General features: G+C 41.1%; 22 protein-coding genes. 6 read left to right on the top strand and 16 right to left on the bottom strand.

All coding sequences use genetic code 11. The features are described from left to right. Positions 1-69: 69 nt before the first annotated feature. The 5 genes from AACU25_RS09270 to AACU25_RS09250 all read right to left on the bottom strand — a co-directional run bounded on the left by AACU25_RS09270 (position 70) and on the right by AACU25_RS09250 (position 5,486). Entirely contained in the window at positions 70-1,158 is a 1,089-nt protein-coding gene (locus tag AACU25_RS09270) for a DUF4350 domain-containing protein (protein ID WP_096574933.1), read from the bottom strand. Positions 1,159-1,305: 147 nt separating this feature from the next. Further along, complete coding sequence (locus tag AACU25_RS09265; protein WP_096574931.1) at positions 1,306-1,914, bottom strand: DUF4129 domain-containing protein; 609 nt, start codon at positions 1,912-1,914, stop codon at positions 1,306-1,308. Positions 1,915-2,282: 368 nt separating this feature from the next. Then, on the bottom strand, positions 2,283-3,542 hold the full coding sequence (locus AACU25_RS09260; RefSeq protein ID WP_096574929.1) for an ISAs1 family transposase: 1,260 nt from the start codon (positions 3,540-3,542) through the stop codon (positions 2,283-2,285). 185 nt (positions 3,543-3,727) lie between these two features. Beyond that, complete coding sequence (locus AACU25_RS09255; protein WP_096574927.1) at positions 3,728-4,591, bottom strand: 3'(2'),5'-bisphosphate nucleotidase CysQ family protein; 864 nt, start codon at positions 4,589-4,591, stop codon at positions 3,728-3,730. Between the two features lie 31 nt (positions 4,592-4,622). Then, on the bottom strand, positions 4,623-5,486 hold the full coding sequence (locus tag AACU25_RS09250) for a sugar kinase (RefSeq protein WP_096574925.1): 864 nt from the start codon (positions 5,484-5,486) through the stop codon (positions 4,623-4,625). A gap of 144 nt (positions 5,487-5,630) precedes the next feature. Between AACU25_RS09250 and rsmI the strand changes: the two genes are divergently transcribed. From rsmI to rpsU, 3 genes are all read left to right on the top strand, one after another. Then, positions 5,631-6,488 (top strand): 16S rRNA (cytidine(1402)-2'-O)-methyltransferase, encoded by an 858-nt coding sequence (gene rsmI, locus AACU25_RS09245; RefSeq protein WP_096574923.1) that lies wholly within the window; start codon positions 5,631-5,633, stop codon positions 6,486-6,488. A 317-nt stretch (positions 6,489-6,805) separates the two neighbouring features. Then, positions 6,806-7,150, top strand: a complete 345-nt coding sequence (locus AACU25_RS09240; protein WP_096574921.1) for a hypothetical protein — start codon at positions 6,806-6,808, stop codon at positions 7,148-7,150. A 416-nt stretch (positions 7,151-7,566) separates the two neighbouring features. Then, a complete protein-coding gene (gene rpsU / locus AACU25_RS09235) occupies positions 7,567-7,746 on the top strand; it encodes a 30S ribosomal protein S21 (RefSeq protein WP_008226419.1) in 180 nt (59 codons plus the stop codon). Positions 7,747-8,211: 465 nt separating this feature from the next. Here rpsU and pth read toward each other — a convergent pair whose 3' ends face one another. The 3 genes from pth to psbH form a co-directional block, all read right to left on the bottom strand. Further along, complete coding sequence (gene pth, locus AACU25_RS09230) at positions 8,212-8,853, bottom strand: aminoacyl-tRNA hydrolase (protein ID WP_045874355.1); 642 nt, start codon at positions 8,851-8,853, stop codon at positions 8,212-8,214. Between the two features lie 292 nt (positions 8,854-9,145). Beyond that, positions 9,146-9,418: a TatA/E family twin arginine-targeting protein translocase gene (locus AACU25_RS09225; RefSeq protein WP_045874356.1), complete on the bottom strand. Its 273-nt coding sequence runs from the start codon at positions 9,416-9,418 to the stop codon at positions 9,146-9,148. Positions 9,419-9,591: 173 nt separating this feature from the next. Beyond that, positions 9,592-9,795: a photosystem II reaction center phosphoprotein PsbH gene (gene psbH / locus AACU25_RS09220; RefSeq protein ID WP_096574919.1), complete on the bottom strand. Its 204-nt coding sequence runs from the start codon at positions 9,793-9,795 to the stop codon at positions 9,592-9,594. A 421-nt stretch (positions 9,796-10,216) separates the two neighbouring features. On the opposite strand from psbH, the gene psbN reads away from it, so the two are divergent. Beyond that, positions 10,217-10,348 (top strand): photosystem II reaction center protein PsbN, encoded by a 132-nt coding sequence (gene psbN, locus AACU25_RS09215; protein ID WP_045874358.1) that lies wholly within the window; start codon positions 10,217-10,219, stop codon positions 10,346-10,348. Between the two features lie 124 nt (positions 10,349-10,472). On the opposite strand, the gene AACU25_RS09210 is transcribed toward psbN, so the two are convergent. Further along, complete coding sequence (locus tag AACU25_RS09210; RefSeq protein WP_096574917.1) at positions 10,473-13,694, bottom strand: alpha-mannosidase; 3,222 nt, start codon at positions 13,692-13,694, stop codon at positions 10,473-10,475. A 105-nt stretch (positions 13,695-13,799) separates the two neighbouring features. On the opposite strand from AACU25_RS09210, the gene AACU25_RS09205 reads away from it, so the two are divergent. Continuing rightward, positions 13,800-15,455, top strand: coding sequence for a hypothetical protein (locus AACU25_RS09205; protein WP_096574915.1), 1,656 nt, complete (start codon positions 13,800-13,802; stop codon positions 15,453-15,455). 188 nt (positions 15,456-15,643) lie between these two features. Here the strand turns inward: AACU25_RS09205 and AACU25_RS09200 are convergent, their stop codons facing one another. Continuing rightward, positions 15,644-16,258, bottom strand: coding sequence for a RecQ family zinc-binding domain-containing protein (locus AACU25_RS09200; protein WP_321206683.1), 615 nt, complete (start codon positions 16,256-16,258; stop codon positions 15,644-15,646). Positions 16,259-16,453: 195 nt separating this feature from the next. On the opposite strand from AACU25_RS09200, the gene AACU25_RS09195 reads away from it, so the two are divergent. After that, a complete protein-coding gene (locus tag AACU25_RS09195; RefSeq protein WP_190445747.1) occupies positions 16,454-17,023 on the top strand; it encodes a DUF3611 family protein in 570 nt (189 codons plus the stop codon). A gap of 382 nt (positions 17,024-17,405) precedes the next feature. On the opposite strand, the gene AACU25_RS09190 is transcribed toward AACU25_RS09195, so the two are convergent. From AACU25_RS09190 to AACU25_RS09165, 6 genes are all read right to left on the bottom strand, one after another. Further along, positions 17,406-18,791, bottom strand: a complete 1,386-nt coding sequence (locus tag AACU25_RS09190; protein WP_190445748.1) for a SpoIIE family protein phosphatase — start codon at positions 18,789-18,791, stop codon at positions 17,406-17,408. 1,518 nt (positions 18,792-20,309) lie between these two features. Further along, entirely contained in the window at positions 20,310-21,989 is a 1,680-nt protein-coding gene (gene ftsY, locus AACU25_RS09185) for a signal recognition particle-docking protein FtsY (RefSeq protein WP_096574908.1), read from the bottom strand. Between the two features lie 147 nt (positions 21,990-22,136). Beyond that, positions 22,137-22,766, bottom strand: a complete 630-nt coding sequence (nusB, locus tag AACU25_RS09180) for a transcription antitermination factor NusB (RefSeq protein WP_096574906.1) — start codon at positions 22,764-22,766, stop codon at positions 22,137-22,139. Positions 22,767-22,860: 94 nt separating this feature from the next. Beyond that, positions 22,861-23,670: a DUF502 domain-containing protein gene (locus tag AACU25_RS09175; RefSeq protein WP_096574904.1), complete on the bottom strand. Its 810-nt coding sequence runs from the start codon at positions 23,668-23,670 to the stop codon at positions 22,861-22,863. A 603-nt stretch (positions 23,671-24,273) separates the two neighbouring features. Then, entirely contained in the window at positions 24,274-25,149 is an 876-nt protein-coding gene (locus AACU25_RS09170) for a glycosyltransferase family 2 protein (RefSeq protein ID WP_096574902.1), read from the bottom strand. A gap of 149 nt (positions 25,150-25,298) precedes the next feature. Continuing rightward, positions 25,299-25,577, bottom strand: coding sequence for a hypothetical protein (locus AACU25_RS09165; RefSeq protein WP_096574900.1), 279 nt, complete (start codon positions 25,575-25,577; stop codon positions 25,299-25,301). Positions 25,578-25,622 lie beyond the last annotated feature (45 nt).

Here is a 25,622-nt window from a genome sequence, read left to right as displayed (position 1 = left end):
AGTACAGCACCCAATAAGAATAAGTCCTTTGTGAGTGAATAAACTCGCAGCATAATTACGAATTACGAATTAGTAATTATTTTTGATTGTTTGCCATTTCCTCAACCAGCTTAATAGGTCTCGTTCACGCATGGGTCGTTTTTGGGATTGTAGCTTTAAGACTGTAGCTAGTTCAGCAGAACTTGCACCTGTTTTCTCTCGCCAGACATCGATCAAAGCTTGAGGTTCTAGTAAAATCGGCCCTAATCCTAAAGCTTTTTGCAGTTGTAGTTGTTCTTCTTTTCCCACCATTTCAACCACAAAATCGCTGGATTCAGCTTTTTGTAATACTCCTGCTAAAGCTTGGATATAAGCTGCGCTGTTATCTAAAACTGGTACAGTTAAAACTTCTGGCTTACCAAAGCGGCGATTTTGCGCCCAAATTAAGACTATTAATAAAATACCTACCTGTAATAACGCCACAATCAAAGGCTGTTTAGCAAAATAACTCAATAAGTTATCTTTGCCTTCTTGTTGTCGCACATCAGCATCTTTATAACCATGAATGTATTCATTCACAAAAATAGCGTTCTTTTGTTTGCTGACTAAATCTGCAAGAAATTTAAAATTACTTAAATAATCTTGATAGGCATTGGCTGCTAAATAGGGAGTAGTGGAAAAAATCACTTTTCCCTTATCATACTCTTCTTCCCAGACTACAGCACCGAAGCGATCGCCTAATTTAATTTCTTCTTTATCGGCTTTATCATGCCTTCTAGTTGTATCAATTTTCACATCTCCAAGGGGAGATTTTTGCATAGTGTGAAAATCAGCCGCAGTCACGGGGTAACGCACGCCTAAAATTACCAAGGTATTACCTTTTTGTAACCATTCCCGTTTTGCAGAATTGATGATTGGAGAACCGAGACTGCTATTTACCTCTAACAATGTCATCGGTTTTTTTTGCGCTTCGATATCTTTCCAAGGCTTTTGCCAACGCTTGATTGTAGTTCCCTGCTGCTGCATATAAGCATACCAAGCCCCATAGCCATCAGCAGCACGGTTATAAGTTGAACCACTATTAATTGTGCTATTGCGGGGAGCCGCTATCAAGCTTAATACAATGATCGCCACTAATGCGATCGCCCCCAGCCAAGCCAAGCGGTTTGAGCGCTTCATTTAATGTACAGCTTTATACTTAACTTATGGATATTGTAGATAGTAATGCAGTAATGGGGAATGGGTAATGGGTAATGGGGAATGGGTAATAGTATTTGTCGTTTATTCTTTCTCCCTCATCTCCCTTATATCCCTCATCCCCAAACCCTACTCCCCCGCAATCTCCCGATACGCTTGCTGACAATGCTCATAATTTTCTGGCAGAATTTCTGCATCGCCAAAACATAATTGTTCGTGAGTTGTGATTAATGTTTCATAAGGCTGGATAGGCGTTATAGATGCTCGCAGCAATTGCAAATATTCGCCATCAGTGCGGCTAGGTTTGTGGCTAATAACACTGCTATCATGCAAGCGCTGTAATATTGCCATATATAAACAACGGCAAGCTTCAGGGTAATTACCTTGACGATAATACTCTTGCGATCGCGCTAACCATAAAGGTACAGATAACTCAGTATCGCTGATATTTGTAACAGATCTATAACGATTGCCTCTTCTATTCAACCAAGAATATATATAAGGGTTAAATTCTCGCCACAACAGCCAAAGCAACCAAACTACAAATAAACCTAATATCAGCCAAAATAGAAATTTTAACAGTTCACTTAACCAAGGACTAATTGACCATCCGGGGGGCAATTGTGGTAAAGCTGATTCTAAGCGAGAAAATTGGTACTCAATCCATTCTCCTACTTGTTGTTGTAACTGAGAAAGTTGCCAATCCCAGGTATTTTTTTCAAATGATTCTGTAGTCATGTGGTAATGGGTAATTGGTAATTGGTAATGGGGAAAAACACCAAATGCCAAACAAAAAAGTAATTTTAGCTTTTGACTTTTGAGGAGAGATGCAATTAATTGCGTCTCTCCAACTTTTAACCCGCGACATATAATTTAGCTGTAGGATGGGTTAAGCGCAGCGCAACCCATCAAGGATATTGAAAGCTTAACCGATATTTCTGTCATGGGTTGACGTAAGGAAACGCTTTTTCAAAGATTCTATAGCCATAGAAAATGGGGATTAGGCGATGATAAATTCCTATTACCAATTACCGATTACCCAATGACAAACACCTCTGAACCTTGGATTCCAGACGCGATTAATCGCCAGGGTAAGAGCATCTCAATCAGGCTTGACACAAGGAATCAGAAGAATCTAATGTATTGTTAATGAAACAACAACTGAGAACCCGAATCATATAATTGTTATCCATAGCAGTGCGTTTCATTTTTTGACGCAGACTACGTTTGTAAGACTGTTCACAGTTAAGAGCATTAAGAGCAATGCGTCGTAAAAGAGCAAAATTGCGGGGGCTATGGAAAGAGCGAATACGGCAAGCGTCTTCAGCAAAAGTACAATCAAGCGTCCAATGAGCCTCGTTTTCAATGCCCCAGTGTTTTCGGATAGCGCGACCGATAAGTTGAGCATCACTGGTTAAAGAGGTGAGATAAAACTGAACCTCACGAGTAGTTTTATTCCAAAGATGACGCACACGAACAACCATAACCAGGGTTCGCAATCCTGTCCATAATTTGGGTTGATAAAGCTCACCAATTGCCGCAATGGGTACAGTCCAAACTTCACGAATTTCTCTGCGGTGATGTCCTTTCTCAATCCGGTTGTCATAACTGACATCAATACCTTGAAAATTATCGGCAAGAGCGGTTTCAAACCATTCACTCACCTGAGAACAGAGAGTGGGATGATTAGCTTTAAGCGCCAAGATATAATCGGCTTTCTTATCGATAATCTTTTTGGCAATTTCGGTTTGTGTTCCCATCGCATCAATGGTAATGATAGCTCCTGTGATATCTATCAATTCCAATAATGCCGGAATCGCCGTAATTTCATTGGATTTATCTTCTACTTTCATCTGTGCTAAAACCAGGTGTTGTTCACTTGACCAAGCACTAATTACATGAAGTGCTGATTTCCCTTGATTTCGGTCATAAGAACCTCTAATCGTCTTGCCATCTATGGGGATTATTTCTCCTCCCATTTTGGTGACTAAGGTTTCTACCCAACTGAGAAAACATCGATTTAATGCCTCTGGGTTGATGAACTCAAACACCCGACGGAAAGTGTCATCTGACGGAATTCCGTTTGGTAGCACTAAAAATTCTTCTAACCATTGTTGCTTACTGATGCCGTAATTTTCAATATCTTCCCATCCCTGCGCTCCTGCTATAACTGCCAGAATCGCAATTACCAAGATATCTGTAAGTTGATGTTTTTTAGTTCTCTCTACTCTTGGATCTTTGATATCAGAAAAATGCTCCACTAAACTCTGTTGAATACTGCCGATGTCTGCCACTTGTTTTGCCTGTCTGTTACCACCAGAATTTTTCGTAGCATCAGCAGATTTCATTTCAAAGCCTTGTGACATCTTCCTGACTCCTGACCATCTTTTGACAACAGCATTGAAGTCTTCTCATTTATCCTGCTCAGTTGTCAAGTGCGTTTTTTATTCGGTCTTCTGCCCTTATATTCTTTAATTTGTCAAGTTCGCATTATACCAAATTAGATGAGCTTACCCTGTTAATCGCGTCTCTACAACTCTTGATATATCATTTAGCTATTAGAAAAATTTGCTAAAATTCTCTCGGATTGTTGACATAAATCCTCATGATATAGACCATTGCTTGCTAGTAAACCACCCCATTGACTAATATCACCAGTGTTGTACTGTAATGGTGTGCCATCAAAATGAGTGAACTGACCGCCAGCTTCGGTTAAAATTAATTCTGGCGCTGCTATATCCCAATCTTTAGGCGCAGATGAGCCAGAAAGAGAAATATAAATATCTGCCTTTTGTTCCAGAATAGTAGCAATTTTACAACCAACACTACCAACAGATTTATGATTTTTACAGGGTAAATTTTCTAATAAATAATTTAATCTTTGGTTACGGTGAGAGCGACTTACTACTAAAGTTAAATCTTCTAAAGGCTTTGTATCTAAGTTTAAAGATATTTGTAAGGGAATAGAACTATTACGAGTTTCAACAAATGTACCGCCGCCCTTGGTAGCATAATATAACTTTTCTGATTCTGGTAATGATACAACAGATAGTACTGGGCGATTTTCTGTAACTAAAGCAATGTGAATTGCATAGTCTCCAGTTTTATCAATAAAATCTCGAGTGCCATCTAAGGGATCAATTATCCATACATATTGAGAGTTATTTTTACCCTGTTGTGATTTATAAGTTTCCTCACTAATATAAGCAAAATCTTCGTTACCTAAAGCTGCTTGTAAATTGTCTAAAATATATTGACTAGTAGCGATATCTGCAGCGGTTACAGGTTCATTTTGTTTATATTCAATTTCTAAATTAGAGTCTTTAATAGTCCCGTGATAATAAGACTGTAATATATCTGCTGCTCCCCATCCTACCTGACGAGCGATCGCTAAAATTTCTTGTAAATCTTTCATTCATTTTGCCTTATCTGAGTGAAATCTCTAATCAGTGATTGGCTTCTATCCAACGGCGTGTGCCGAAAAATTGGCAAGCATTAGCGGCAACTTTCGCAGCCTGAGCTAGCGCATCAGTAAAACTTGCTTGTAAAATGTGATGACAGAAAGCACCGTGAAAAATATCTCCAGCACCCAGTGTATCAACTGGTTGAATATGTGGCACATTCACAACACCACTATCGCCGCAACTTAAGTATTCAATCGGTTGTTCGCCGTGGGTAATGGCGATGTGGGGAATTTTAAACGAACTGAGATAGGCGAAAACTTCTGCAGCTGTTTGACAGTTGGGAGGATGAAAATTAGCAGAACAAATCGCGTAATCAACAGAAGGTAACAGTTCCTCAAATCCGCTTTTCCAACTACCACCATCAATCACAATTGGGATATTCTGAGCTTTAGCCATTTGAGAAAGTTCAATACCCACTACCATTTGATGTCCATCAATCAGCACTATATCAATGTTTTGCAAAATATCAGCCGGGATTGATGAACTACTAGCTTGAGTTTTGACTGCATTAATAGAAACTACTGCTCGTTCACCTGTAGATTGGGTAACAATGATGGAAGATACAGGTACAGCAGCATTAGTGGTAGGGTAAAGATCCGCGATCGCTACTTTGTAAGCTGCCAAATCTGTACGAATTAGCTGCGTCATCGGGTGAGAACCCACAATACCCAACACTGTAGCTTGATTACCTAAATGGCTAAATGTAACAGCCGCATTTGTAGCCGGGCCACCTGCTGCCACAGTATAGTCATTAGCAACAATCTTCTGATTATTCTGGGGAGGCGACTCAGCCAAGTAAATCAAATCCAAGGTTACTAAACCTACAAATAAGGCGTTATTTGTCATTTGTCATTTGTCAATGGGTAATTGGTAATTGGTAATTGGTAATTGGTAATAGGAATTTTTAATTTATTTTTCCCCCTGCCCCCTGCCCCCCTGCTTTTTCCAAATCCCCAGTCCCCAATCCCCATTCCCCAATCCCCAGTCCCCATGCAGACAGATCCAAAACCAGGAACACTTTACGTTGTCGGTACACCAATTGGCAATCTGGAAGATATCACCTTTCGGGCGGTGCGAATTTTACAAAATGTGGATTTAATTGCTGCGGAAGATACACGTCACACGGGGAAACTTTTGCAACATTTCCAAGTTCAGACTCCCCAAATTAGCTATCACGAACACAATCGTACTAGCCGGATTCCAGAATTATTAGAGCATTTAGCTAATGGTAAAGCAATTGCTTTGGTGAGTGATGCGGGTATGCCAGGAATTTCCGATCCGGGATATGAACTGGTGAGAGCTTGTATAGAAGCGGGGATAACAGTAGTACCAATTCCGGGGGCGAGTGCAGCAATTACAGCTTTAAGCGCATCTGGTTTACCTACTGATCGATTTGTATTTGAAGGCTTTCTCGCCGCTAAAACTCAACAACGCCGAGAATATTTAGAATCGTTGCAAACAGAATCTCGCACAATAATTTTCTACGAATCGCCCCATCGTTTACGCGATACGTTACAAGACTTAGGAGAAATGTTAGGTAGCGATCGCCAAATTGTCCTCGCTAGGGAATTAACCAAATTTTACGAGGAGTTTTGGCGGGGAACTATTGCCGAAGCGATCGCCCACTACAACCAACGCGAACCCCAAGGCGAATATACTCTTGTGGTTGCGGGAATTCCACCCAGCCAACCCCAACTCACAGAAGCAGAACTCAAAGCTGAACTAGAACAATTAATCCGTCAGGGAATATCGCGATCGCAAGCTAGCCGTCAATTAGCAAAATTCACTTCCTTGTCCCGTCGTCAACTCTATCAGTTAGCGCTGTCTATCGATGCAAGTCCTGAATAATCATCGTGGCTAAGTAAGTCGGTGAAACTAAACCCAAGTATATTACGAAACCTAAATAGGCTTGAAACCCTTACCAATGACCAATGACCAATGACCAATGACAGCCATCTCCAACTATCTTTCATCGCATCGCTCTGTATATTTTTGTTTCTAAACCTTGACATTACTGCAAATTGCTCGGGGTGCTATGCCGTAGATTTACGTATTACAAATATGAAATTTAAATAAATTTAACTGCTTGTTTTGTAGGCATTGAAAAACTCAAGTATAATCATAATTAAAATAATAATTGCAGCCATTAAAAATGCAAAAAAATTATGAGTAGGCTGTTAATCAAACTAATAGGTTTAGTTCTAGTTTTTATAGGTATCTACTTTTTCGGACAAAATATTATTTTTGTGAGTGGATACTATTCAATTTTCTCGCGCAGCTTACCTGCTACCGCTTCAGTCTTAGCAATTATGGCAGGTTTAATCACCTTAATGTTTTTCGGACGAGAAGCACGTAATTTGGGATGGGGTTTATTAGGTCTTGGGTTAGTGTTAGTTTTCTTAAGCGGTGGAGTATTTTTTAGAGCCACTAGCTTGTGGAATTTATTTGTTGCTTGTGCCGCTTTAGTAGCTGGATATAAATTACTTAGTCAAGGAAGAATTAACTTTTAAAATCTCTAAAAGCAGCAGTTTTAAGTAATAGTTAATAGAATTCCTGGTTACAAATATTACCACGATATAGTATAGCGGGAAAACTGGTAGAGTGCGATCGCCAACCTTCAGTAGTCCCAAAGTCAGGAATTACTGAAGATTGGTATAGGCACAGAGAAACAAGCTCTACAGGAGAGTTTCCTAGCTAAACCAGGCTTTCAAAACCCCGAATTTTCTGTTCGTTCCAGAAGGCTAAACACAGTTGGTATAGTCGCAAAACTATATCTACTTAATGGCAAAACCCAAGATTTTACTGCTAATAGTGATTACATCAATTCAGAAAATTATGTTTTTTACCGATTCTTAGCTTGGGGAGTTTTGCTAAGTTCGGGGCTGCTATTACAATGGAAACTGATCGATATGAGGATAAATCAAGAATGACCCAAGTGGTTTTAGGAGAGAACGAAGGAATAGATTCAGCACTGCGTCGTTTTAAACGCCAGGTTTCCAAAGCTGGAATATTAGCTGACGTTAAATACCATCGGCACTTTGAAACCCCATTAGAAAAGCGTAAACGTAAGGCAGTAGCAGCTAGACGTAAACGCCGTTTTAAATAAACTTATTACTGGTAGTGCTAAAGGCTGGCTTGTTCTAGATATTGCCTACCGTACTCACTAATTGATGTTACTGAAGGTGCGGAAAGTATCAAAAACAAAACAACCTGATAAGGAACAGAGATGGCTGCTAAAGTCTAGCCTGGAATCTCTTAAAGGTTGCAAGGCCTCCAGATGCTGTATCAAACTCATGGGATTTTGATCCATACATTTAGCGATGAATGTACCCCATAGAGCAACAGCGAGCGAGTTTTGCAGCTCCGACTTAGGCCTGTGGGCAAGTCGGAGTAGTACACGCAAGCAAAAAACACTTCCATGACTGTGAAAAAAAATCACATAGACTTACCGCACCCCTGATTGGGGTGTGATTTAGTCTATTTGTATAAATTTGCTGGGTTTGAATTGTCTGAGTATGGTTGGATGGAGTAGGCGACAATCGCTGCCCATCAACCAAATTAAAAAAATTAACTAAGATTCAGAAATCTCTATAGTGCGGCTGTTACAACGGTTCATTGCTTTTTCTACTCCTTGTTTGAGAGAGAGTTCTATACACTCAACTACAAACTGAAGTACAGCAGACATTGTTTGATTTTCAGCAGCAGTAAAACGTCCTAGTACATGGGAAACAGCCCCGGAATCATCGTTATTACCTGCTCCTTTTGGTTTCCCAATACCGATACGTAACCTAGGGAAATTTTGGGAACTTAAATGAGCGATCGCACTTTTCATTCCATTATGACCCCCAGCGGAACCAGATAAGCGCAAGCGGGTCTTTCCTAGCGGTAAATCCATCTCATCATAAACGACCAACACCGACTCTGGCGGTAATTTATACCAACTAGTTACAGCTTGTATTGCTTGTCCTGAGCGATTCATATAGGTTAATGGCTTCAGCAAGCGGATTTTACCCCCCACAGGCGCAACCCCTTCACCATACTCGCCTTGAAACTTTTTATTTTCAGCTAACGGAATTTGCCAAGCACGTGAAAGTGCATCAACAGCCGCAAAGCCAATATTATGGCGCGTTTGATCATATTTAGGCTCTGGATTCCCCAACCCAACAATTAGCTGAGGAATCACCAAAGCTGGTTTTGTAACAGCCTCTGTCATTTTGAATCTACTCTATCAATTTTGGATTTTAGATTTTGGATTTGGGAATAATTCCATCAATAAATGGATGAAGTTTAAGGATTTGAGAATTGTTTTACCTAGAAACTTGAGGTAAATGGTTCCACAAAGTTATTAATGTAGCGTCTCCTTGGGAAAAGACTTAACGCTGCATTCGCAATGACAAAGATATATTGAATTTTGCATCAGCACTTATGCATCTCAAATCACAAAACAATCTAAAATCGGCAATCTAAAATCTAAAATTGCCAGTCATTGTATATGCATCACCTTTCTAGCTTTTGGGTGAAGAATCAGCAGTGTCATGCTGTACTGGTGCTGCTTCGATTTGCTTGGGTTCAAGTTCAGCAGTAGTTTTCACAGCTTGTTCTATTTGTTCAGCTTCCCGCTTAAACTCATTTTGAAATTCATTTGAGGCTTCTTGAAAGCCCCGAATTGCTTTACCTAAGCTACGTCCAACCTCTGGAAGCTTTTTTGGCCCAAAGATTAACAGTGCTACTACAAAAATTACAGCCATTTCCGGCAGACCAATACCAAATATATTCATGGATTTTTCCGATAAATCTATAGGTCAAGCAAAACCATAGGAAGATGATGTTCTTCCTACTTATATTATGTTGGCTTGTTTTCGACTAATTTTTTCACTATCAAATCACAAAAAAACCCGGATGAGCCGGGTGTCGCTGCGCCTATTCTATAATGTCAAGAGCTTTGTCAAGATTAACGGCCTAAAGAACGCCAATCTACAAATACATCTTGGATGAGGATGGTCTTGTTATAGACTTGTAGAATAATCAGCAGAAAAACGAAGAATAATAGCATAAAAACAGCCATTACAGGTGTTGTTCCCCAACCCGGAGCAACTTTACCATACTCAGAGTTCAGGGGTCTCAGTATATCTCCCAACCTTGTCCTTTGTGCCATAGTTCACCTAAGATTACTTGCCAAAGCTTTTTCTTATCTTCTGTAATATTCTTTGACACTCACGTGATAAAAATCAAGTGATTCTTGGTTCTACGATGTTGCTTACTTTAATAGGAAGTATCCAATTAAAGTATAGACACCTTATTTTCGCCAGTTGCTTTAACTTTGAAAACCAAAGTAACGCACTGACTACCAAGCATAAATTCCGACGTGTCCCGCCGTACTTGTACTAATGAGTTTTTGTTTTTGGTTTCGTAAGCACGCAGTATTTCAACTATGAAACACTTTTTGCGTTGCTTACTTATTCTTGATTACATTACAATAACATAATAAAGACTCTTTAAAACCTGCTTACATTTTTGAGCAGAACACTTAATTCACAGTCTTTTCAAGCAATTTTCTGATAACATATCCCTTAATTATGGAACCATCAGTAGTTCTCATCATTTCTGTCGCCGCCGCTGTTATTGCCATCACCGGCTGGGGAATCTATATATCATTTGGGCCTCCTAGTAAAGAATTAGCAGACCCTTATGAAGACCATGAAGATTAAATCAAGGCTGAAGGGTAAAGGCTAAAGGCTGAAATTATCCTACTAATAAAGGGATGAAGCATGAAGGTTTAAAAAACTCTTCATCCTCAATCCTTTATATATTGAAGGTTCAGAAAAATCAGGGTTAATTCCCTGGTTTCATTTTAAAACTAGCAATTTTCCAAGGCTGGATATTGAGGTTTTCCTGGCGAGATGAGAATTCTGTACTTGTAGAACGCTCCAATAAATCTACACCATCTCCTAAAATTAAGCCGATATCACTTTGCAAAGATAACTTGGCTGCGTCTCCGTGACATTCATAACAACGCATAATGAATTGCTGGGAATCATCTTCAGCTTGCTTGAGTGTCATCAAGATTAAATTATCAGCCGATAAATTCAGGAAACTCTTGGTGTGAGAAGTGCTGAGTGCTGTTAGCGGTAGCGGGGCGTTTAGCCCGTGCTGAGTTGTGAGTGCTGAGTTGTGAGTGCTGAGTGGGTTAATAATTACTTGGAGTGGGATATTCAACTCATAGCCACGTTTGACAGTCTGGGCGGACTCCCAAGTACCAGCGTGAGGGTATAAAGCATAGGTAAATTCGTGAAAACCTTTGTCTGCTTGGGGATTGGGCCAGTTAGGGCTACGTAATAGCGTTAGGCGTAATTGATTAGGTTGGCTGTCGTAACCGTATTTACAATCATTCAGCAAACTAACACCGTAATAATTTGGGTTTGAGGAATTTTCTGCTGTGGCTTCTTCAGTTAAATCAGCCCAACGCAAAGCCGGAACTTCCCACTTAGCTTTTTCTGCGGGGGTTTGCGGTTTGGTTGTGCGGCGAATTGCGCCACAGGGAATTTCATAAGTAGCAAAGTCTGCTTCGAGGTTGAGAGGGAAAGCAGCTTTTACCAACACATGATTTTCTTGCCAATTTACAGTTGTGGCAATTTTGAGTATGGGTTCGACCACTGACAATATATAGTCTTGGCAAAATTCCGAGTTACCCAACTGGCGCACCACTCGTAAACGACTTTGCACTGCACCTTTTTCTAGCCACTCAATGGATTTGAGAATAGTTGGCGGTAGGGGATGCTGGGCATAATTGGGGTCGATATTCCAAGCATCCCAATATTGGCCGCTATCTTGAAAAGCTTGCAGTTGATTACCCGCACCACTGAGGACTTCCCTGTGCTGAGTTTTGTCAAATACGCTAGCTAAATCTCCGGTGTTGGAGTTCACAGTAACTCGGAGAAATTCATTTTCTAGCACCCAGTTAGATGGAAGCTGCTGTGAGGAGGGAAGGGAGGAAGTAGGGACAAGCCAAAATAGACGATAGCCGACGGATGGAATATCGCTAGCCAAAAATAGCAGAGTCGATGATTCACTAATTTGAGATGGTATTTCTTTTCCAGCAACATCGTACACTTGCCATTGTGGGTTAGCTGTTTCTGTTTGGGGTAAGCTGACAGAAACTACCTCAGAACGTTGCCAATTCAAGGAATTGAACACGACTACAGGCAAACTATTTGGTTGTGGTGGTTGTGGTAGGGTAATCTGAGATGCGATCGCTAATAATGATGCTTGTAATATCTTCGTTCCTAGTTCTTCCACATGCTGCCATTGCGGTAGAGCATCGACATACACTTGAGTAATGGAAGAACCAGGCAAAATATCGTGAAATTGCTGAAATAATAGCTGCTTCCAAGCTGTTTCGATTTCTGCTTTCGGATATTCCACACCACAGCTAATATTTGCCAAACTCGCAAATAATTCTGCTTGGTATAGTAAGCCTTCACAACGCCGATTCCAACGTTTTTGATCTCCGTGGGTAGTGTAACAACCGCGATGGAATTCTAAATAAAGTTCATCGTCCCAAACCGGGTGGTGGTTTTGACTGATAGTTTCTTTTATTTGCTGGAGATATTTTTCTGCAGTAGTAAATTCTAAATCTGGGAATAAGGGTGAAGTTTGCCAGCGTTGGGCAGTTTCTAACATATCACGGGTAGGGCCGCCACCATGATCGCCGACACCAGGGAGCCAAAGGGCATCTTTTAACCCAGTTTTAGTTTCCCATTCATAGGCATAATTTGCCATCTTCACCGGGTCGATACCTTCACCAATAGCTGCAGACATCAGACTAAATACTTCACTACCGTCAGGCGATCGCCACCAAAAAGCCCCATAATCAAATTTAGTAGTATCGTTCCACTGCAATTTTTGAGTAACAAAATATTCCACCCCAGCGTTAACGAAAAACTGCGGTAAAGTTGCACAGAAACCAAAACTGTCAGGAACCCAAACTATAGGCGACAGCTTACCAAACTTCTCTTCTATATAGCGCTGACCATACAATAGCTGACGCACAATGGATTCACCAGCGATTAAATTTAAATCTGGTTCCACCCATGTACCGCCGAGAACTTCCCAACGTCCAGCCGCTACTGCTTTTTGAATTGCTTTAAATAAATCGGGTCGATGTTCTTCAATCCAAGCATACAGCGCTGGTGTGGAATGGCAGAAAATTAACTCTGGAAAATCTGCTTGTAACTTTAGCGCTGATTCAAAAGTATGCTGTGCTGCATTCCAGGTTTCACTTACAGGCCATAACCATGCTAAATCTAAATGAGCATGACCCAATAAATAAATTTTAGATTTTAGATTTTGGATTTTAGATTGAAGTAGATTATTGCGGACAGATAAAAGTAATTTTGCCCACTCTTTTTTCTCTTTCTCTGTGTTCTCTGCGCCTCTGCGGTTCGTTATCTCTTCTACCAACCCCGCCAAAACCTCTAACTTTTCTGGTGCAAACCTTTCCAAATAAAGCTGTACCACAGCCAACTCATTAGCGACAAAACCCGCATCTGGACGATTATAATCAGGAGATTCGTAAACAAGGAGCGATCGCACTAACGCACCATTATCATGTCCCGGACTCACTAGTCGCAAAGCCACAATAAATTCTTCACCTGGCGTTACCCCCTGACTCAACAGCACTCTCGGCGAACAATCAAATAAATCTCCCTCCAGCACTAATTTCCCATTTACATAAATCTCAGCAGCATCTGCCCACCAAAGCAATGCTAACCGCAAAGATAACCCAGCCAAGGGATAACCCTGTAAATCTTGGGGAACTACTAACTTTTGCGCCAACCATAAAACTTGCTTTCCGGTTGTCCAAGCAATATGGCCTTTAGCATTTAGCTGCACGGCGTTCCATGTAGACAAATTCGATGCAGTAACCTCAGTAATATCACAGTCAGACTCCTGGTATAGCCAGGTAGACTGAAGATTTACTTGACAACAAGAGCGTAATTGCTCAATTGCCTCAGAGATTAATTTAGTATGAGATTCAGTTACTGGTGGGGTCATATTTTGGCTAAAATCAGGGCACTGACTATAATTAACAGTTTCTCTTTTTGGCTGTGCGGTGGGAGTCTCGTAACTCAATCAAGCTCTAACTAACAAATCACTACCATGTCTTCCGGTTCCTCTGGTCGTTATCAAAGCAGAATTTTTAACTTCGTCCACCAGCAATCTCGGCGGTTGACAGAACAGTTGGAACACACCATTAGGTATGTACAAGTTGCAACAAAATGGGGTGTTGAGCTAATACTTTACCCGATATACCTGCTATTGCAGCCAGATCAATCATCAGAGAGGACTCTGTCTAGTAAAGAACCGCCAACAAGACTACAGTTAGAAGCCGAAACTCCTCCACCATCTGACACCCCCATTCAGAATGTACTAGAGACTGTCAAAAATTTGCCATTTACGGAAACTACAACCACACCCTCAAACAGTATATCTACAGTTAAAAAACCCTTAGTTTTTTTAGAATCTTTGTGGTTGCAATTTTTACCCACTTCACCAAGCAATAACTCTACTCTTTCGCAATCATTAACTATTTTAGAGAATCCGGTAGGGAGTCTCAACCCCTTACCCGAATATCAAATGGTGCAGGGAATTGCGACAGATGTAGAAAATCGCAATTTATTACTTATTACTACCAATAATGAAACTCTAGATATTTTAACCCCGCAAGAGCAAGCAAAATTAGAAGAATTAATTATTAGTGAAGTTGCTAACTATTGGCGTGCTTGGCGTTTATTAGAGACCAAAAAACAAGCTAATTTATTACCAGAAATTGAACGCTTATTAACCAAGCTAACGGGTGGGAAGCCAGAAGAAATACCAGCCTTATCTCCTGGCGATATAATTGAAGAGGTCGTAGTACCAGAAGCTTTACCAACTGCCCCAAAAGCGTTAGCATTTTTAGATAAAGTTGTTGCCAATTGGGAATCAAATATAGTAGTACCAATGCAACAGCGTAGCCAAGAAATTATCCAAGTTGCTCAAACTCAATTTAATATATTTCTTTATGGTAAAGAACAACTAGCAGCTAGAGGACAATTAACAGTCCCGGCTGATAGTTTAGAAAATCAAACGCCAAATATCCCTGCTTTGATAACGGCGGCGATAAATTACTTTTTTGGTATTGGTAGCGATAAAAAATTAGGTAATAAAGAACTAAGAAATCAACTTCCAGGTAAAAAATCACCCCATCTTCCTACTAAATTCCTTAAAAATAATCTAGTAGTAAATGAGGTTTCTACCCCAGACCCTTGGTTGACATGGGATGATTTATTTGGTGAGTCTGAAACTGCTGTAGTACAGCCAGCTAAACCCTCTGCGGAAACCAATCCAGCTTTACCCGCCAATCCATCAGCAATACCTGCTATACCAAAAAATTTAGTTAAGAGTTATCAAAACTTTTTACAACAACCACAAAAAGATGCTGGGTTAGTACAACAGAAAAAAACTAAGCGAAATCTTACTTCTACTCAGAAAAAATCTAGCAAAGTTACTGCTAGTAAGCGAACTTCTGCTTCTATTTCTCAACCTAAAACTCAAACTAGTCGTGTTAGTCAAAAAGGCGAAATTTCTCAGCGTCAGCAAATAAACCAAGTTGAAGCACAGCCAGATTGGATAGAAACTAAAGCTACCCTAATTGGATATGAAAAGCACATCTTAGAGCAAATTCTAGAATGGCTCGATACTATTATGCTTTGGTTAGAAGAAATAGCTTTAAACCTGATTAGTTTCTTAAAAGGTTTATTGCGAATTAAGTAGAGCAGTGCAATTAAAGATAGCTAGTAAAGGCTGTCATTAGTCATTAGTAAATATTTAAGTAGGGTGTGTTACGGCTGTGCAAGAATTTCGGCACTTAAGAGAGTGAAAATTAGCCGTAACGCACCATCTTTCTCGATGCATTCAGAGACTTATATCAAATCAAATTTTTCATACTTCATCCTTTATTACTATTCAACTTGCTTGAGTAATTTCTGGACTAATTCAACAGCGAGAGTTTTGTACCCGAATTTTTCAAACAAAACCACCATTTTATCTGCTTCATAGCGCATCACTTGCCCTTTACTATAGCTAGTATGAATTACATAGCTATTAATGGGAAAAGGTTGAAAAGTATCTGTCTCAACAGTAATTCCCGCTTGGCAGTTGTCACAAAAACCACATTTATTTTCTACAGGTTCGCCAAAATAGTTGAGCAGAAACTCACGCCGACAATCCCGTAGTTCAGCATAGTTTCGCATCATTTCCAGACGCGATCGCATAAATTGTTGTCGTCGCTGTTTTGCTAGGGTGGCTGCTTGTACGGAAGCAGCTTGGTTAACTTCAACTTCACTGGTGGTAACTTCTCCAGTGGGTAAAATTTTCACCGCTTCTACTTCTTGCAAACGACTCACAGCTTTTGTCAGTTTGCTGCGGGATAAATCTGTTGCTTCCTGTAAATCTTCTAAATTAAGTGGCTCATCAGCCTGCTGTACGGCTTCGGCTACTTGTAATACTTCATCAACGTCTATTTTGCCGCTGTTTAGCCATAGTTTATTGCTACCACTTGTAGGGTTCCCGATCACTACTAACTGCGATTTTATTCCCCCAGATTTTGAGGTGTTTCTGTCTATGGATGGGGGTATGAAATAGCGAGGTAGAAATATTCTTAGTGATTGGGGGAATGGGATCACCCAACAAAAGACAACAATTGTTTTCTCAACCCTAATCCCCAGTTCCCAATCCCTAGTCCCTAGTCCCTAGCTCAAATGGCAAGTAATATGCAAACCGAAACAGAAGCGCGATCGCTCGCACCAGCAGTTCAAGGAATCGCTAATACTCTTCGTCTCACAGGCTGGATTACCTTCTGGGTACAGTTGGGACTGGCCGTAGTTTCTGGCTTATCTTTGTTGTTTGCGGCGACTGGCCGAGGCTTTAGCGATCAGCCAAATGCAGGTCTTGGGGTAGGTATATTTTGGGCTGCATCTGGAATTATTGTGTTGTTATTCAGCATCTATTGGAATTTTCGTTACACGCGTCTAGGTAAGCGTTTAGGAAATCCTAATCCATCTCTACATCCCAGCAAAGCAGATACAGTAAGTGCAATTCGCCTAGGAATTATCGCCGCTTTAATCGGTATACTGTTAAGCCTTTTGGGTGCAGGTGCAACTTTAGGCGTATTAGTAGCAAAATCTATCTCCCAACCTCCCGGAGTCGCCATCACCGATCCTTATAAAATTATTCGCGCCCTTGATGTATTTGTAGCGGTAGCAAATATCAATGGCATTGCGGCTCACTTTGTTGGTACTGTCGCTTCGCTATGGCTATTAGAACGAGTGCATCAACACTAGCTTGAAAATGGGTATGGGGCATTGGAAACACAGATTTTCATGCTTGGTTGTGCCAAAATCTGGCCTGAATGCCTAAATTGAAGGACTAAAGTATGTACCCCTGCGGGGAGGCAAGCTACGCATAGCGTCTCCGCTGGAGAAGAATAAAGTATCAAATAAAGACATAAATTCAAGCTAAATCAAGTATAATTACATAGGTTTACTTCTGACAATGCTTGCCAAGGTAAGCTTTTGCCTATGAATACAAAACATGGTAGTGTATGAAGAATTACGCATTGGTATCTTCAATTTTGAATTTTACGAAAAGTTGCGTGCGGGGGTTCCCCCGTTGAGCAAACTTTTCAAGACGAATTTTGAATTTTGAATTCCTTAACGGGGTTGACTATTCTATTTGTAAAACAACCAAAGTCATGTCATCGGTATTTTGTTTTTCATCACCGATGAATTGTTGAACTTGGTCGAATAAATAATCAACTATTTCTTCTGGCCCATCGCAATATCGGCAAGCAGCGCTGAAGGAAGCAACGAAGTTTTCTTCATCAAAGCGATCGCCTCCAGCGGCGGCGGCATCTGTTAAGCCATCTGTATAGTAAATAATCGTATCCCCAGGTTCTAGTTGTGCCTGGGCATCTTCATATTGGCTATTGGCATCTAAACCAATCAGCATTCCCAAGGTATCTAAGCGAGATACAGTTTTTGTGGCTGCGTGCCACCATAAAGGCGGATTATGTGCAGCATTACTATAAGATAAAATTCGGGTTTCGGGATTATATTCTGAATAAAATAGCGTCACGAAACGGTGCGAATTTTCTAAATCCGCATACATGACTCGATTTAAGTTTTGCAAAATCCGCGATGGAGAATTACCATGCAATACTTCTCCCCGCAGCATTCCTCGCATCATGGTCATAATCAGTCCAGCGGGAACTCCTTTACCCATCACATCCCCAATCACCAAACCCCAAGAACCAGTTTCTAAACCACTTTTATTATTGGAATTAATTTGATTTTGATTGGTAGCAATAAAGTCGTAGTAATCTCCGCCGACACGATTAGCAGGTTTACAACGTGCAGCTAAGGCAGCACCAGGAATTGCAGGACATTGGCGAGGTAGCAATCGGCGTTGAATTTCTGCGCCAATTTCTAATTCTTGATCTAAACGTTCTTTCTTTCTTAGTTCTACTGCTAGTTCATCGTTTTCGATTGCTACAGCAGTTTGATCTGCAACTAGTCGGACTAACTTTTGTCTAGTTTCTGTCCAGCTATATTCAGGGTCGCGGCTTAAAACATATAGCCATCCCCGTTCTGTATGCTTCACTAAAATAGCAGTGCCAAATATTTGTACATCTGGCCCCAAATAACGATGCATCTGATCGTCTAACATTCCCGTGGCGGTTGCTAGTGGGGCACTATTTTGTAAAAGTGTAATTTGACTAGTTGCTGTTTCTAAAGCTTTACGAATATTCCGACGCTGACCGCTGTCTTGCCAGTGTAATTGTTCTAATCTGACTTGACCGTTTGGTTTGTAAAGAAATAGGGCGCTGCCATCCCCATCTGTAACTCTGGTTGCCATCAGCGGTATCAATTCCAAAAATTGATTCAAATTATTAAAGCTTCTGAGGGCAAATCCTAAAGAACTTAACAAATCCTGAATTTTGTTCTGTTCTCGGTGCAGCCTTGCCACGAGTTCTTTCAATGCAACAACTGGAGTGACATCCGTTGTAGCACCATTATTACTATCAGTGGGTTGAGAGGGCAGTTGAGACACAATCACAGGTATTATTACATTTTAATAAAGGCAAACTTTTAGATTACTGAATCAATCCTTTGGCTTGAGCATTGCTAAACCATATTGGGGCAAGATTTGTCATTTTAGCAAGAGTAGAAAGACGTAAGCCATTAATTATATTAAGTATTGCATTTGCTGATTATATTTCTTGTGAAAGAGAGTAATTATAACTAATGTGTTTTTCTTCATAAACTACAACGTTAAGCTCCGCAATTTCCGGCAGATACTAGCAAAATTGTAATTTTTTCATAAGCTAATTGCTTGGTAGTATATCTGACAACAGAAAAATTCTTTTTGACGAAAATAATATATTACGTTGCCAGTTGGATTTTTAGGGTTGAGGGGTCTGAGGTATGGGGGGTATGAGGGTCTATCCGGAGAATGATACCCATGAAAATAGCACCCATCTCCAAGTTAAAAATATGTAAATAAATTCTGCTGAGAGTTCAGTACTAAAAGCAATCTTCTTCAGCGATCGCACACCTTTGAGAATATCAGCCCTCAAATTTTAAGCCTAAAGGCTGAGACAGAATTTTGTATTTTTATAAACATATTTTACACCTTTAAATTTTGGGTAGAGAATAATTGTGGACTTCATAAAAAGTAGAGACTGATAATACCCTTAAGAGTTTCTACTGATTGCTGACAACAATGTACTGTTGACTGAGCAATTATGCAAAGGGTTCTGGGTACTTACTTTGCCTAAAAACGAGCCTAACTTTGCACATAAATGCCTGAAACTTTCTGCTGGTGAGGGTTTAAGGATATTTCAATCTTAAAATTTCAAAACCTCTACACCCTAATACCCTAAAATTTTTTTTCCAGCACCTGTAAAAGTCAGGAAAACTTGTCAGGCTGTAATTAGGTTGGAAGCTAACCTAAGGGATAGCAGCCTGTCACCTCTGAAAAAGGTAACAGAGTTTTCTCTGCGGCAAGTAACTATCGTCATGCTACTAGTAACTTCATTATCAGGAAGTTGAAAACGCAGCATTAGAGTAGAATTCTAGCAAAGGTTGCACAAATGTGGGAGAAAACAATTTTTTTAGGCTATGTGTCCTAGATGAGAAGTTGTTCGGACTGAAAATTAGAGGTTATCTATAACGTAAAAATAAAATTATTGTAGGATGCGTTAGGCGCTGGTTGCCAATATGATTTGTCACGAAAGAAACATTCTATCGCCTAACGCATCATCCATGCGGCGGTGCGTTACGGCTAAATTCCATTGTCTCTGTGTCCCAAATGCCTTCATAGCCGTAACACAACGCCACTTGCTACAACACGGAGGCAGCCGCGTGGGCGGGTTTCCCGACTTGAGCGGACTGCCGTGGAAACCCGCGCAACGCAGTGGCTCCCCTACTTAAGATTTACTTTATAAATTGTCTCTTAAGCCCTGAATATATAGGGGCACAAAATTTTGTGCCCCTACCCTGGTACTTCATGCACCTGGAATACGCTGTATGATTTTTTCAAGAGAAATCCTAAATGACATGTTATCAATCAGCCATTCAGGAGTGCTTCGACAAACTCATAGCTAGAAAAGGGACGTAAGTCTTCAATACCTTCCCCAGCACCGATAAAGCGAATCGGTAAACCCAACTGCTGCACCACAGCCAACGCCACGCCACCTTTTGCAGTACCATCCAGTTTGGTTAACACCACACCACTCAGTTGTGCAGCTTGGGAAAAGACTTCAGCTTGACGTAAGCCATTTTGACCTAAAGTAGAGTCGAGAACTAGCAGTGATTCGACTTTGGCATTAGGGGCTTTTTTGTCGATAATGCGGCGAATTTTACTGAGTTCATCCATTAAATTCTTCTTGTTTTGCAATCGCCCTGCGGTATCAACCAGGAGTAACTCAGTTTCCCTAGCTTGGGCGGCGGCGATCGCATCAAACACCACGGCGGCTGGATCTGTATTTTTTCCTGGGTTGGAAATTACTTCAACACCGCTTCTGGTACCCCAAACCTTCACCTGTTCTACAGCCGCAGCCCGGAAGGTATCAGCAGCACCAATTAAGCATTTATAACCAGATTGTTGGGCGAGGTGAGCAATTTTACCGATAGTCGTAGTTTTACCGGCACCATTCACACCTGTAATTAACCAAATATTTAAGGTGTCTTTTTCTGGCGCAAAGCTGGGTTTGTAGTTTTTCTGAACGGGATTATCCAACATATCCCGGATAATTTGCTTCAGATAAGCGATCGCTTGTTCTGGGGGTGTGACTTCTTCGCGCAATTTTTTCTGTAGCGCACTGATAATTAAATCTGTCGCTTCCACGCCCACATCAGCTTGCAGGAGTAATGCTTCAATTTCCGATACAGCAGCTTGGTTGAGCGGCCCTTGACCAACAATCGCCTTCAGTTGGTTTAAAATATTGCGCCGGGTTTTATCTAATCCTTGGCGTAACTTTTTCAACCAAGTAATTTCTTCTAGAGAAATATCTTCTGCCCGTCTACCTTGAGCTGCTAAGATTTCTGCTGACCAGACAAAACCTTCATCAAATTCCAGCCCAGGAATTTCTGCTGTGGTTTCGGAAGAGGGGGTTGTTGATGTTATCGCCGCTGGCTGTACTATCTCCGGTTCTGCTACCTCAATCGCGCTGGCGATTAATCTTTCCTGCTTTGCTTGTCGTTCCGCCGCCGCCCGTTCTAAGAAGGATAAGTTTGCTGCTGGCTTTGCTGTTTCTGGCGTAGTCACAGATTCTTCGGTGGTTGTTGTTTCTACCACACTCACCGTTAATTCTTCTGGGGTAGCAACATCTGGCGTTGCAGCAATTTCTTCTATAGAAGTCTCTACAGTTTCTGGTTCGTTACTAGATACTTCCTCAACAGTTTCTAAGGGTTGCGTAGTTTCTGCAACTGCCTCAGGTTCCTCAGTAATTGTCTCACTGACAGTGGCATCTAATTCTGGTGCTGCTGTTTCTGTAACTGCTGGTGCAGTTTCCACTTCAGCCTCAGCAGCAGGTGCAGTTTCAGCCTCTGGAGATTGCTGTTTTTGCTGAATATTTTTATAAGCGGCTTTTGCAAAAGCTAATAAATCTGCCGCTGTGTCTGGTGTAGTTGACGTTTCTGCTGGTTCTGGTTGGGGTTCTAAAACAGCAGGGGTTTCTTCCTGCTGTTGTTGGGAGGGAACATCAGAGGAATCGTTATGTTGACGGCGGAACCAATTAAAAACCATTGCAGCTAGTGATATTAGTGTAATTTAAGTAAGAGTTATAAGTTATGAGTGTAATTGAATTCCTGACTGTTTCTTGGTGGGAAAACCGCCAGGAGTAACCACTACTCATATCTCACCTCTAACTCAAAACTTAGCACTATTAAAACGCTATGCAGTCTTTTTCTGCTCCGTGAATCGGCGCAGTACGCCATTAATAAACCGATGACCATCGTCTCCACTGTAGCGTTTTGCTAATTCCACAGCTTCATTGATAGCTACACTATCAGGTAAGCCTAAAAACAGCATTTCTGCAACAGCAATTCTCAGAATATCTCGATCTATTTGGGCTAGGCGAGTAACTTGCCAATCTACGAGTGCAGTCGCAATATGTTCGTCGATAGTACTGCGTTCCTCGGTTACTGTCTTGACTATTTCGATAGCGTATCTGCTAACTTTCTTATCTTGGTTAGCGAGTTGAATCAGTTCGGGAAACTCTACGGCTGCACCCAATTGATTGATCGCGGTTTGGGTAGCTGCGATCGCTTCTTGTAACATTGTCCGCGCAGTATTCAAGTCAGAAGCACGGGTTTGACTAGTTAAAATGCGATCGTGACTGCGTTGTAGTTCACCAGCTGCATTATCCAAATTATCTTGGACTTCCGATCTCAGGGTACGTACTGCCGCTAATACTAACTTGGGAAGTTGTTCTTCTGTGAGTTTCTTCGGGTTAACAGGCAACTGACTGAGGCTTAACAGCGCTAGTTCACGCGCCAGCTGCTGCGGTTTACGGTCTTGCATATAAAGTAAGTTGGAGTTAGTTAAGACTGAATAAAAGTAGGGAGAACGGAATCAGGAGTCTATAGATTTTGCTATAGTCAGACAACCATATTATCTATTTGTTGGTAACTTTCTCCGAATGATGAGAATTTTCTGCCAAGGGAATCATTTGTGACTTTGTTTCTAGGGCTGTTACGTCCTCTTGAGAAATAGCTATCACTGTATTGGGGGCGACAATGCCACCAGAAACCACTATTTTAAAAGCATCTTCTATGGACATGGACAGGGTTATCACCTCATCTTCCGGAACAACCGCATACCATCCGGTAGTGGGGTTGGGAGTAGTGGGGATAAATACGCTCAACATCGGACGCGACATTTGAGCTTGAATCTCATTGCTGATGATACCCGTCACAAAAGCGATCGCCCATATTCCTCGCCGGGGATACTCTAGCAAAATTACACGCCGAAATTTGCTAGGAGAATCTTTGAGTAGCGTTTCCAAAAGCTGTTTCAGGGTTTTATATACCTGTCCCGCTAAAGGAATTGCCTGTAAAAGCTGTTCGCCAAAATCTAGTAACCACCGCCCCGCAATATTGCGCGCCATTAAGCCAATTAACAGAATACTCAGCAGTGGTACAGCTAACCCAACTCCCAAATTCAGTATATTTACTAGTATAGGATGCAATCCCTCAAACGGATTGAGTTGTTTAGGAATTTGGGTAAGAAAGTTAATGACCCAACTTGCAATGGTAATAGTTAGCCAGATTGTAGTTGCTAGGGGAATTACTACCAACAAACCAGCAATCAGGTCATTTTTTAAGTCCTGTTTTAGGCGATTAATTACCAAGTCCCGATTCTCCTTGCTTAGGCTAGTGGAACTTTTGCGATCGGTCTTGTTACCAACCGATTTATTTAAGCGCATAGATATAACTTGAAGTACAAGCTACCACAAGCAAATCTGGCAACCTCTGTTAATTGCATAGTAGATCGCTACGAAGTACTATCGCGGCTAGTTTAGCTGAGAAGATGTTACTTTTCTTTATCATACTTGTAAATTATTATTACAAGTTTCTTAAGTTCTCATCAGACTAGCGCGCCTAATTAAAAGCTGCTAATACCTTTGAAAGTACGAGCAGATAGCTGTAAAGATGTTTTTTCGATTAAATATGTTTTGGACAGGAAAGAAAAAGTTTTCTAAAAAAATTATATAAAAAAATATTAATCTATCATAACTGAGATTGGGGATTAGTGACTGGCGCACTCGAGTCCCCACCAGTGCTGGGAGTGAGGATTAGGGGGTAATGGCAATACTGCTTAGTATTTGGTTTGGGGAAAAGGTGTACCCCTGCGCTTAAGCAAGCTACGTGTAGCGTCTCCGCAGGAGAAAGGGTAAAGGTTAAAGGTTTTTTCTTGCCCCTTTTCCCCTTCCCCTTTTGCCCTTAACCAACAAGTATTGGAGGTCATGGGTATTGAGCTAAATGACTCTTGAGTACAGACGCGATTAATCGCGTCTCTCAACTCCAAATCACAGCACATCAACTGGCGTACTTGTTTGTGAAACAGATACTTTTGTCTCTAAGCTAGGGACGGGCATATGCTTCATTTCCCAGACTTTCAGCAAAATCAGGTATTCGTAGAATGCCTGTAATGTACACCAAGCCAAACCAGCGCGTCCATCTAGACAACCGCCCAATAAAAAATACATATAAAAGAAGCGTACCAGTGGTCTAGCAGGTAATCGCAAAGATAAATCTTTTAAGGCGCGCCGTTTTTCTACCTCTGACTTACCAAAAAACAAATCTCGCCATTTAACATCACCTTGTTCTAGTTGATGCAATGTCTCTATAGCTTCATCAGTAGAATAACGGTTATGCTTCTCAATCCAACGGCTCAAACCTTTGCCACAAGTATAGTGAGGATAGGTTTCTTTTAAAAAGCTGGTTGCACCATTACAAACTTCACGTTCAGTATGACCGTAATCTGTAAACCACACTTTACCATGACGGAACAGACGTAGTTGATAACGCGGATATTGGGTACTGTAGCGAATCCAACGATTCATAAACATCACACGTTCTGCAACGTAGTAACCAATGTAGTCTGGATTTTGTGTTGCTTGTTCGCATTCTGCAAACAGTTCTGGTGTCAAGCGTTCATCAGCTTCCAGAATATACACCCATTCATGCTTGGGCATAATAGACTCTAGCATCCAAGTACGCTGTCGCCCGTGACTTTCAAAAGGGTGTTCAAAGACGCGAACTGGATAGCGATTGGCAATTTCTAAAGTGCGATCGCTGCTGCATGAATCCACAACAATAATGTCATCGGATAACATTGCTGATTCTATACAAGCAGCAATATCTAATTCTTCGTTATAAGTCAGTATATAAATAGAAAACATTCTCAACCTATAAAAAGATTTATACCCAATCAAGCTATATGTTAGTTAATTTCGTCTCAGTCCCCATCAGTAGAAACCCAGAATAAAGGCATGAAAATTCCTCTTTTATGGTCTCTATTGCCGATTATTTTAGAAAATCATGCAATAAATTACACATTTCTGGGTAAAACATGGCGTAAATAGAGCAAAGTTGAGCCAGTGTGTTGGACGGTGAGTGCAGCCACACGTGCGGCTATGCCGCCGAGTGGACTGCCGAACCCGAAGGGGTTCCCCGGCTTAAAACAACTGGCGTTGGCGGTGTCGGTTTCCGTCCCCGAAGTTTGCTCAACGCGGGTTACCCGCGCACGCAACTTCTCTTCGCCAAATTTTGTAAGAGAAGCCACCCATTCTTCAACAAAGAAACCCTGACGCTGTATACCTGCTTGCATTTTAAATTCACGGCGGTACTAGCCCCTTTTTATGAGAAAAGGGTA

The sequence above is a fragment of the Tolypothrix tenuis PCC 7101 genome, from assembly GCF_963874875.1.
GTDB classification, from domain to species: Bacteria; Cyanobacteriota; Cyanobacteriia; order Cyanobacteriales; family Nostocaceae; genus Aulosira; species Aulosira tenue.
The sequence above is the reverse complement of the archived record's forward strand: the minus strand, read 5'-3'. Positions and strand labels throughout refer to the sequence as shown.

Bases quoted from the DNA above. Each gene is read 5' to 3' on its own strand.
- AACU25_RS09165 (WP_096574900.1), bottom strand. From the start codon at position 25,577: ATGCAAGCAGGTATACAGCGTCAGGGTTTCTTTGTTGAAGAATGGGTG.
- AACU25_RS09170 (WP_096574902.1), bottom strand. From the start codon at position 25,149: ATGTTTTCTATTTATATACTGACTTATAACGAAGAATTAGATATTGCT.
- AACU25_RS09210 (WP_096574917.1), bottom strand. From the start codon at position 13,694: ATGACCCCACCAGTAACTGAATCTCATACTAAATTAATCTCTGAGGCA.
- psbH (WP_096574919.1), bottom strand. From the start codon at position 9,795: ATGGCACAAAGGACAAGGTTGGGAGATATACTGAGACCCCTGAACTCT.
- AACU25_RS09240 (WP_096574921.1), top strand. From the start codon at position 6,806: ATGAGTAGGCTGTTAATCAAACTAATAGGTTTAGTTCTAGTTTTTATA.
- AACU25_RS09270 (WP_096574933.1), bottom strand. From the start codon at position 1,158: ATGAAGCGCTCAAACCGCTTGGCTTGGCTGGGGGCGATCGCATTAGTG.
- rpsU (WP_008226419.1), top strand. From the start codon at position 7,567: ATGACCCAAGTGGTTTTAGGAGAGAACGAAGGAATAGATTCAGCACTG.
- AACU25_RS09260 (WP_096574929.1), bottom strand. From the start codon at position 3,542: ATGTCACAAGGCTTTGAAATGAAATCTGCTGATGCTACGAAAAATTCT.
- AACU25_RS09265 (WP_096574931.1), bottom strand. From the start codon at position 1,914: ATGACTACAGAATCATTTGAAAAAAATACCTGGGATTGGCAACTTTCT.
- AACU25_RS09250 (WP_096574925.1), bottom strand. From the start codon at position 5,486: ATGACAAATAACGCCTTATTTGTAGGTTTAGTAACCTTGGATTTGATT.
- AACU25_RS09205 (WP_096574915.1), top strand. From the start codon at position 13,800: ATGTCTTCCGGTTCCTCTGGTCGTTATCAAAGCAGAATTTTTAACTTC.
- psbN (WP_045874358.1), top strand. From the start codon at position 10,217: ATGGAACCATCAGTAGTTCTCATCATTTCTGTCGCCGCCGCTGTTATT.
- rsmI (WP_096574923.1), top strand. From the start codon at position 5,631: ATGCAGACAGATCCAAAACCAGGAACACTTTACGTTGTCGGTACACCA.
- nusB (WP_096574906.1), bottom strand. From the start codon at position 22,766: ATGCAAGACCGTAAACCGCAGCAGCTGGCGCGTGAACTAGCGCTGTTA.
- AACU25_RS09225 (WP_045874356.1), bottom strand. From the start codon at position 9,418: ATGAATATATTTGGTATTGGTCTGCCGGAAATGGCTGTAATTTTTGTA.
- ftsY (WP_096574908.1), bottom strand. From the start codon at position 21,989: ATGGTTTTTAATTGGTTCCGCCGTCAACATAACGATTCCTCTGATGTT.
- AACU25_RS09175 (WP_096574904.1), bottom strand. From the start codon at position 23,670: ATGCGCTTAAATAAATCGGTTGGTAACAAGACCGATCGCAAAAGTTCC.
- pth (WP_045874355.1), bottom strand. From the start codon at position 8,853: ATGACAGAGGCTGTTACAAAACCAGCTTTGGTGATTCCTCAGCTAATT.
- AACU25_RS09255 (WP_096574927.1), bottom strand. From the start codon at position 4,591: ATGAAAGATTTACAAGAAATTTTAGCGATCGCTCGTCAGGTAGGATGG.
- AACU25_RS09195 (WP_190445747.1), top strand. From the start codon at position 16,454: ATGCAAACCGAAACAGAAGCGCGATCGCTCGCACCAGCAGTTCAAGGA.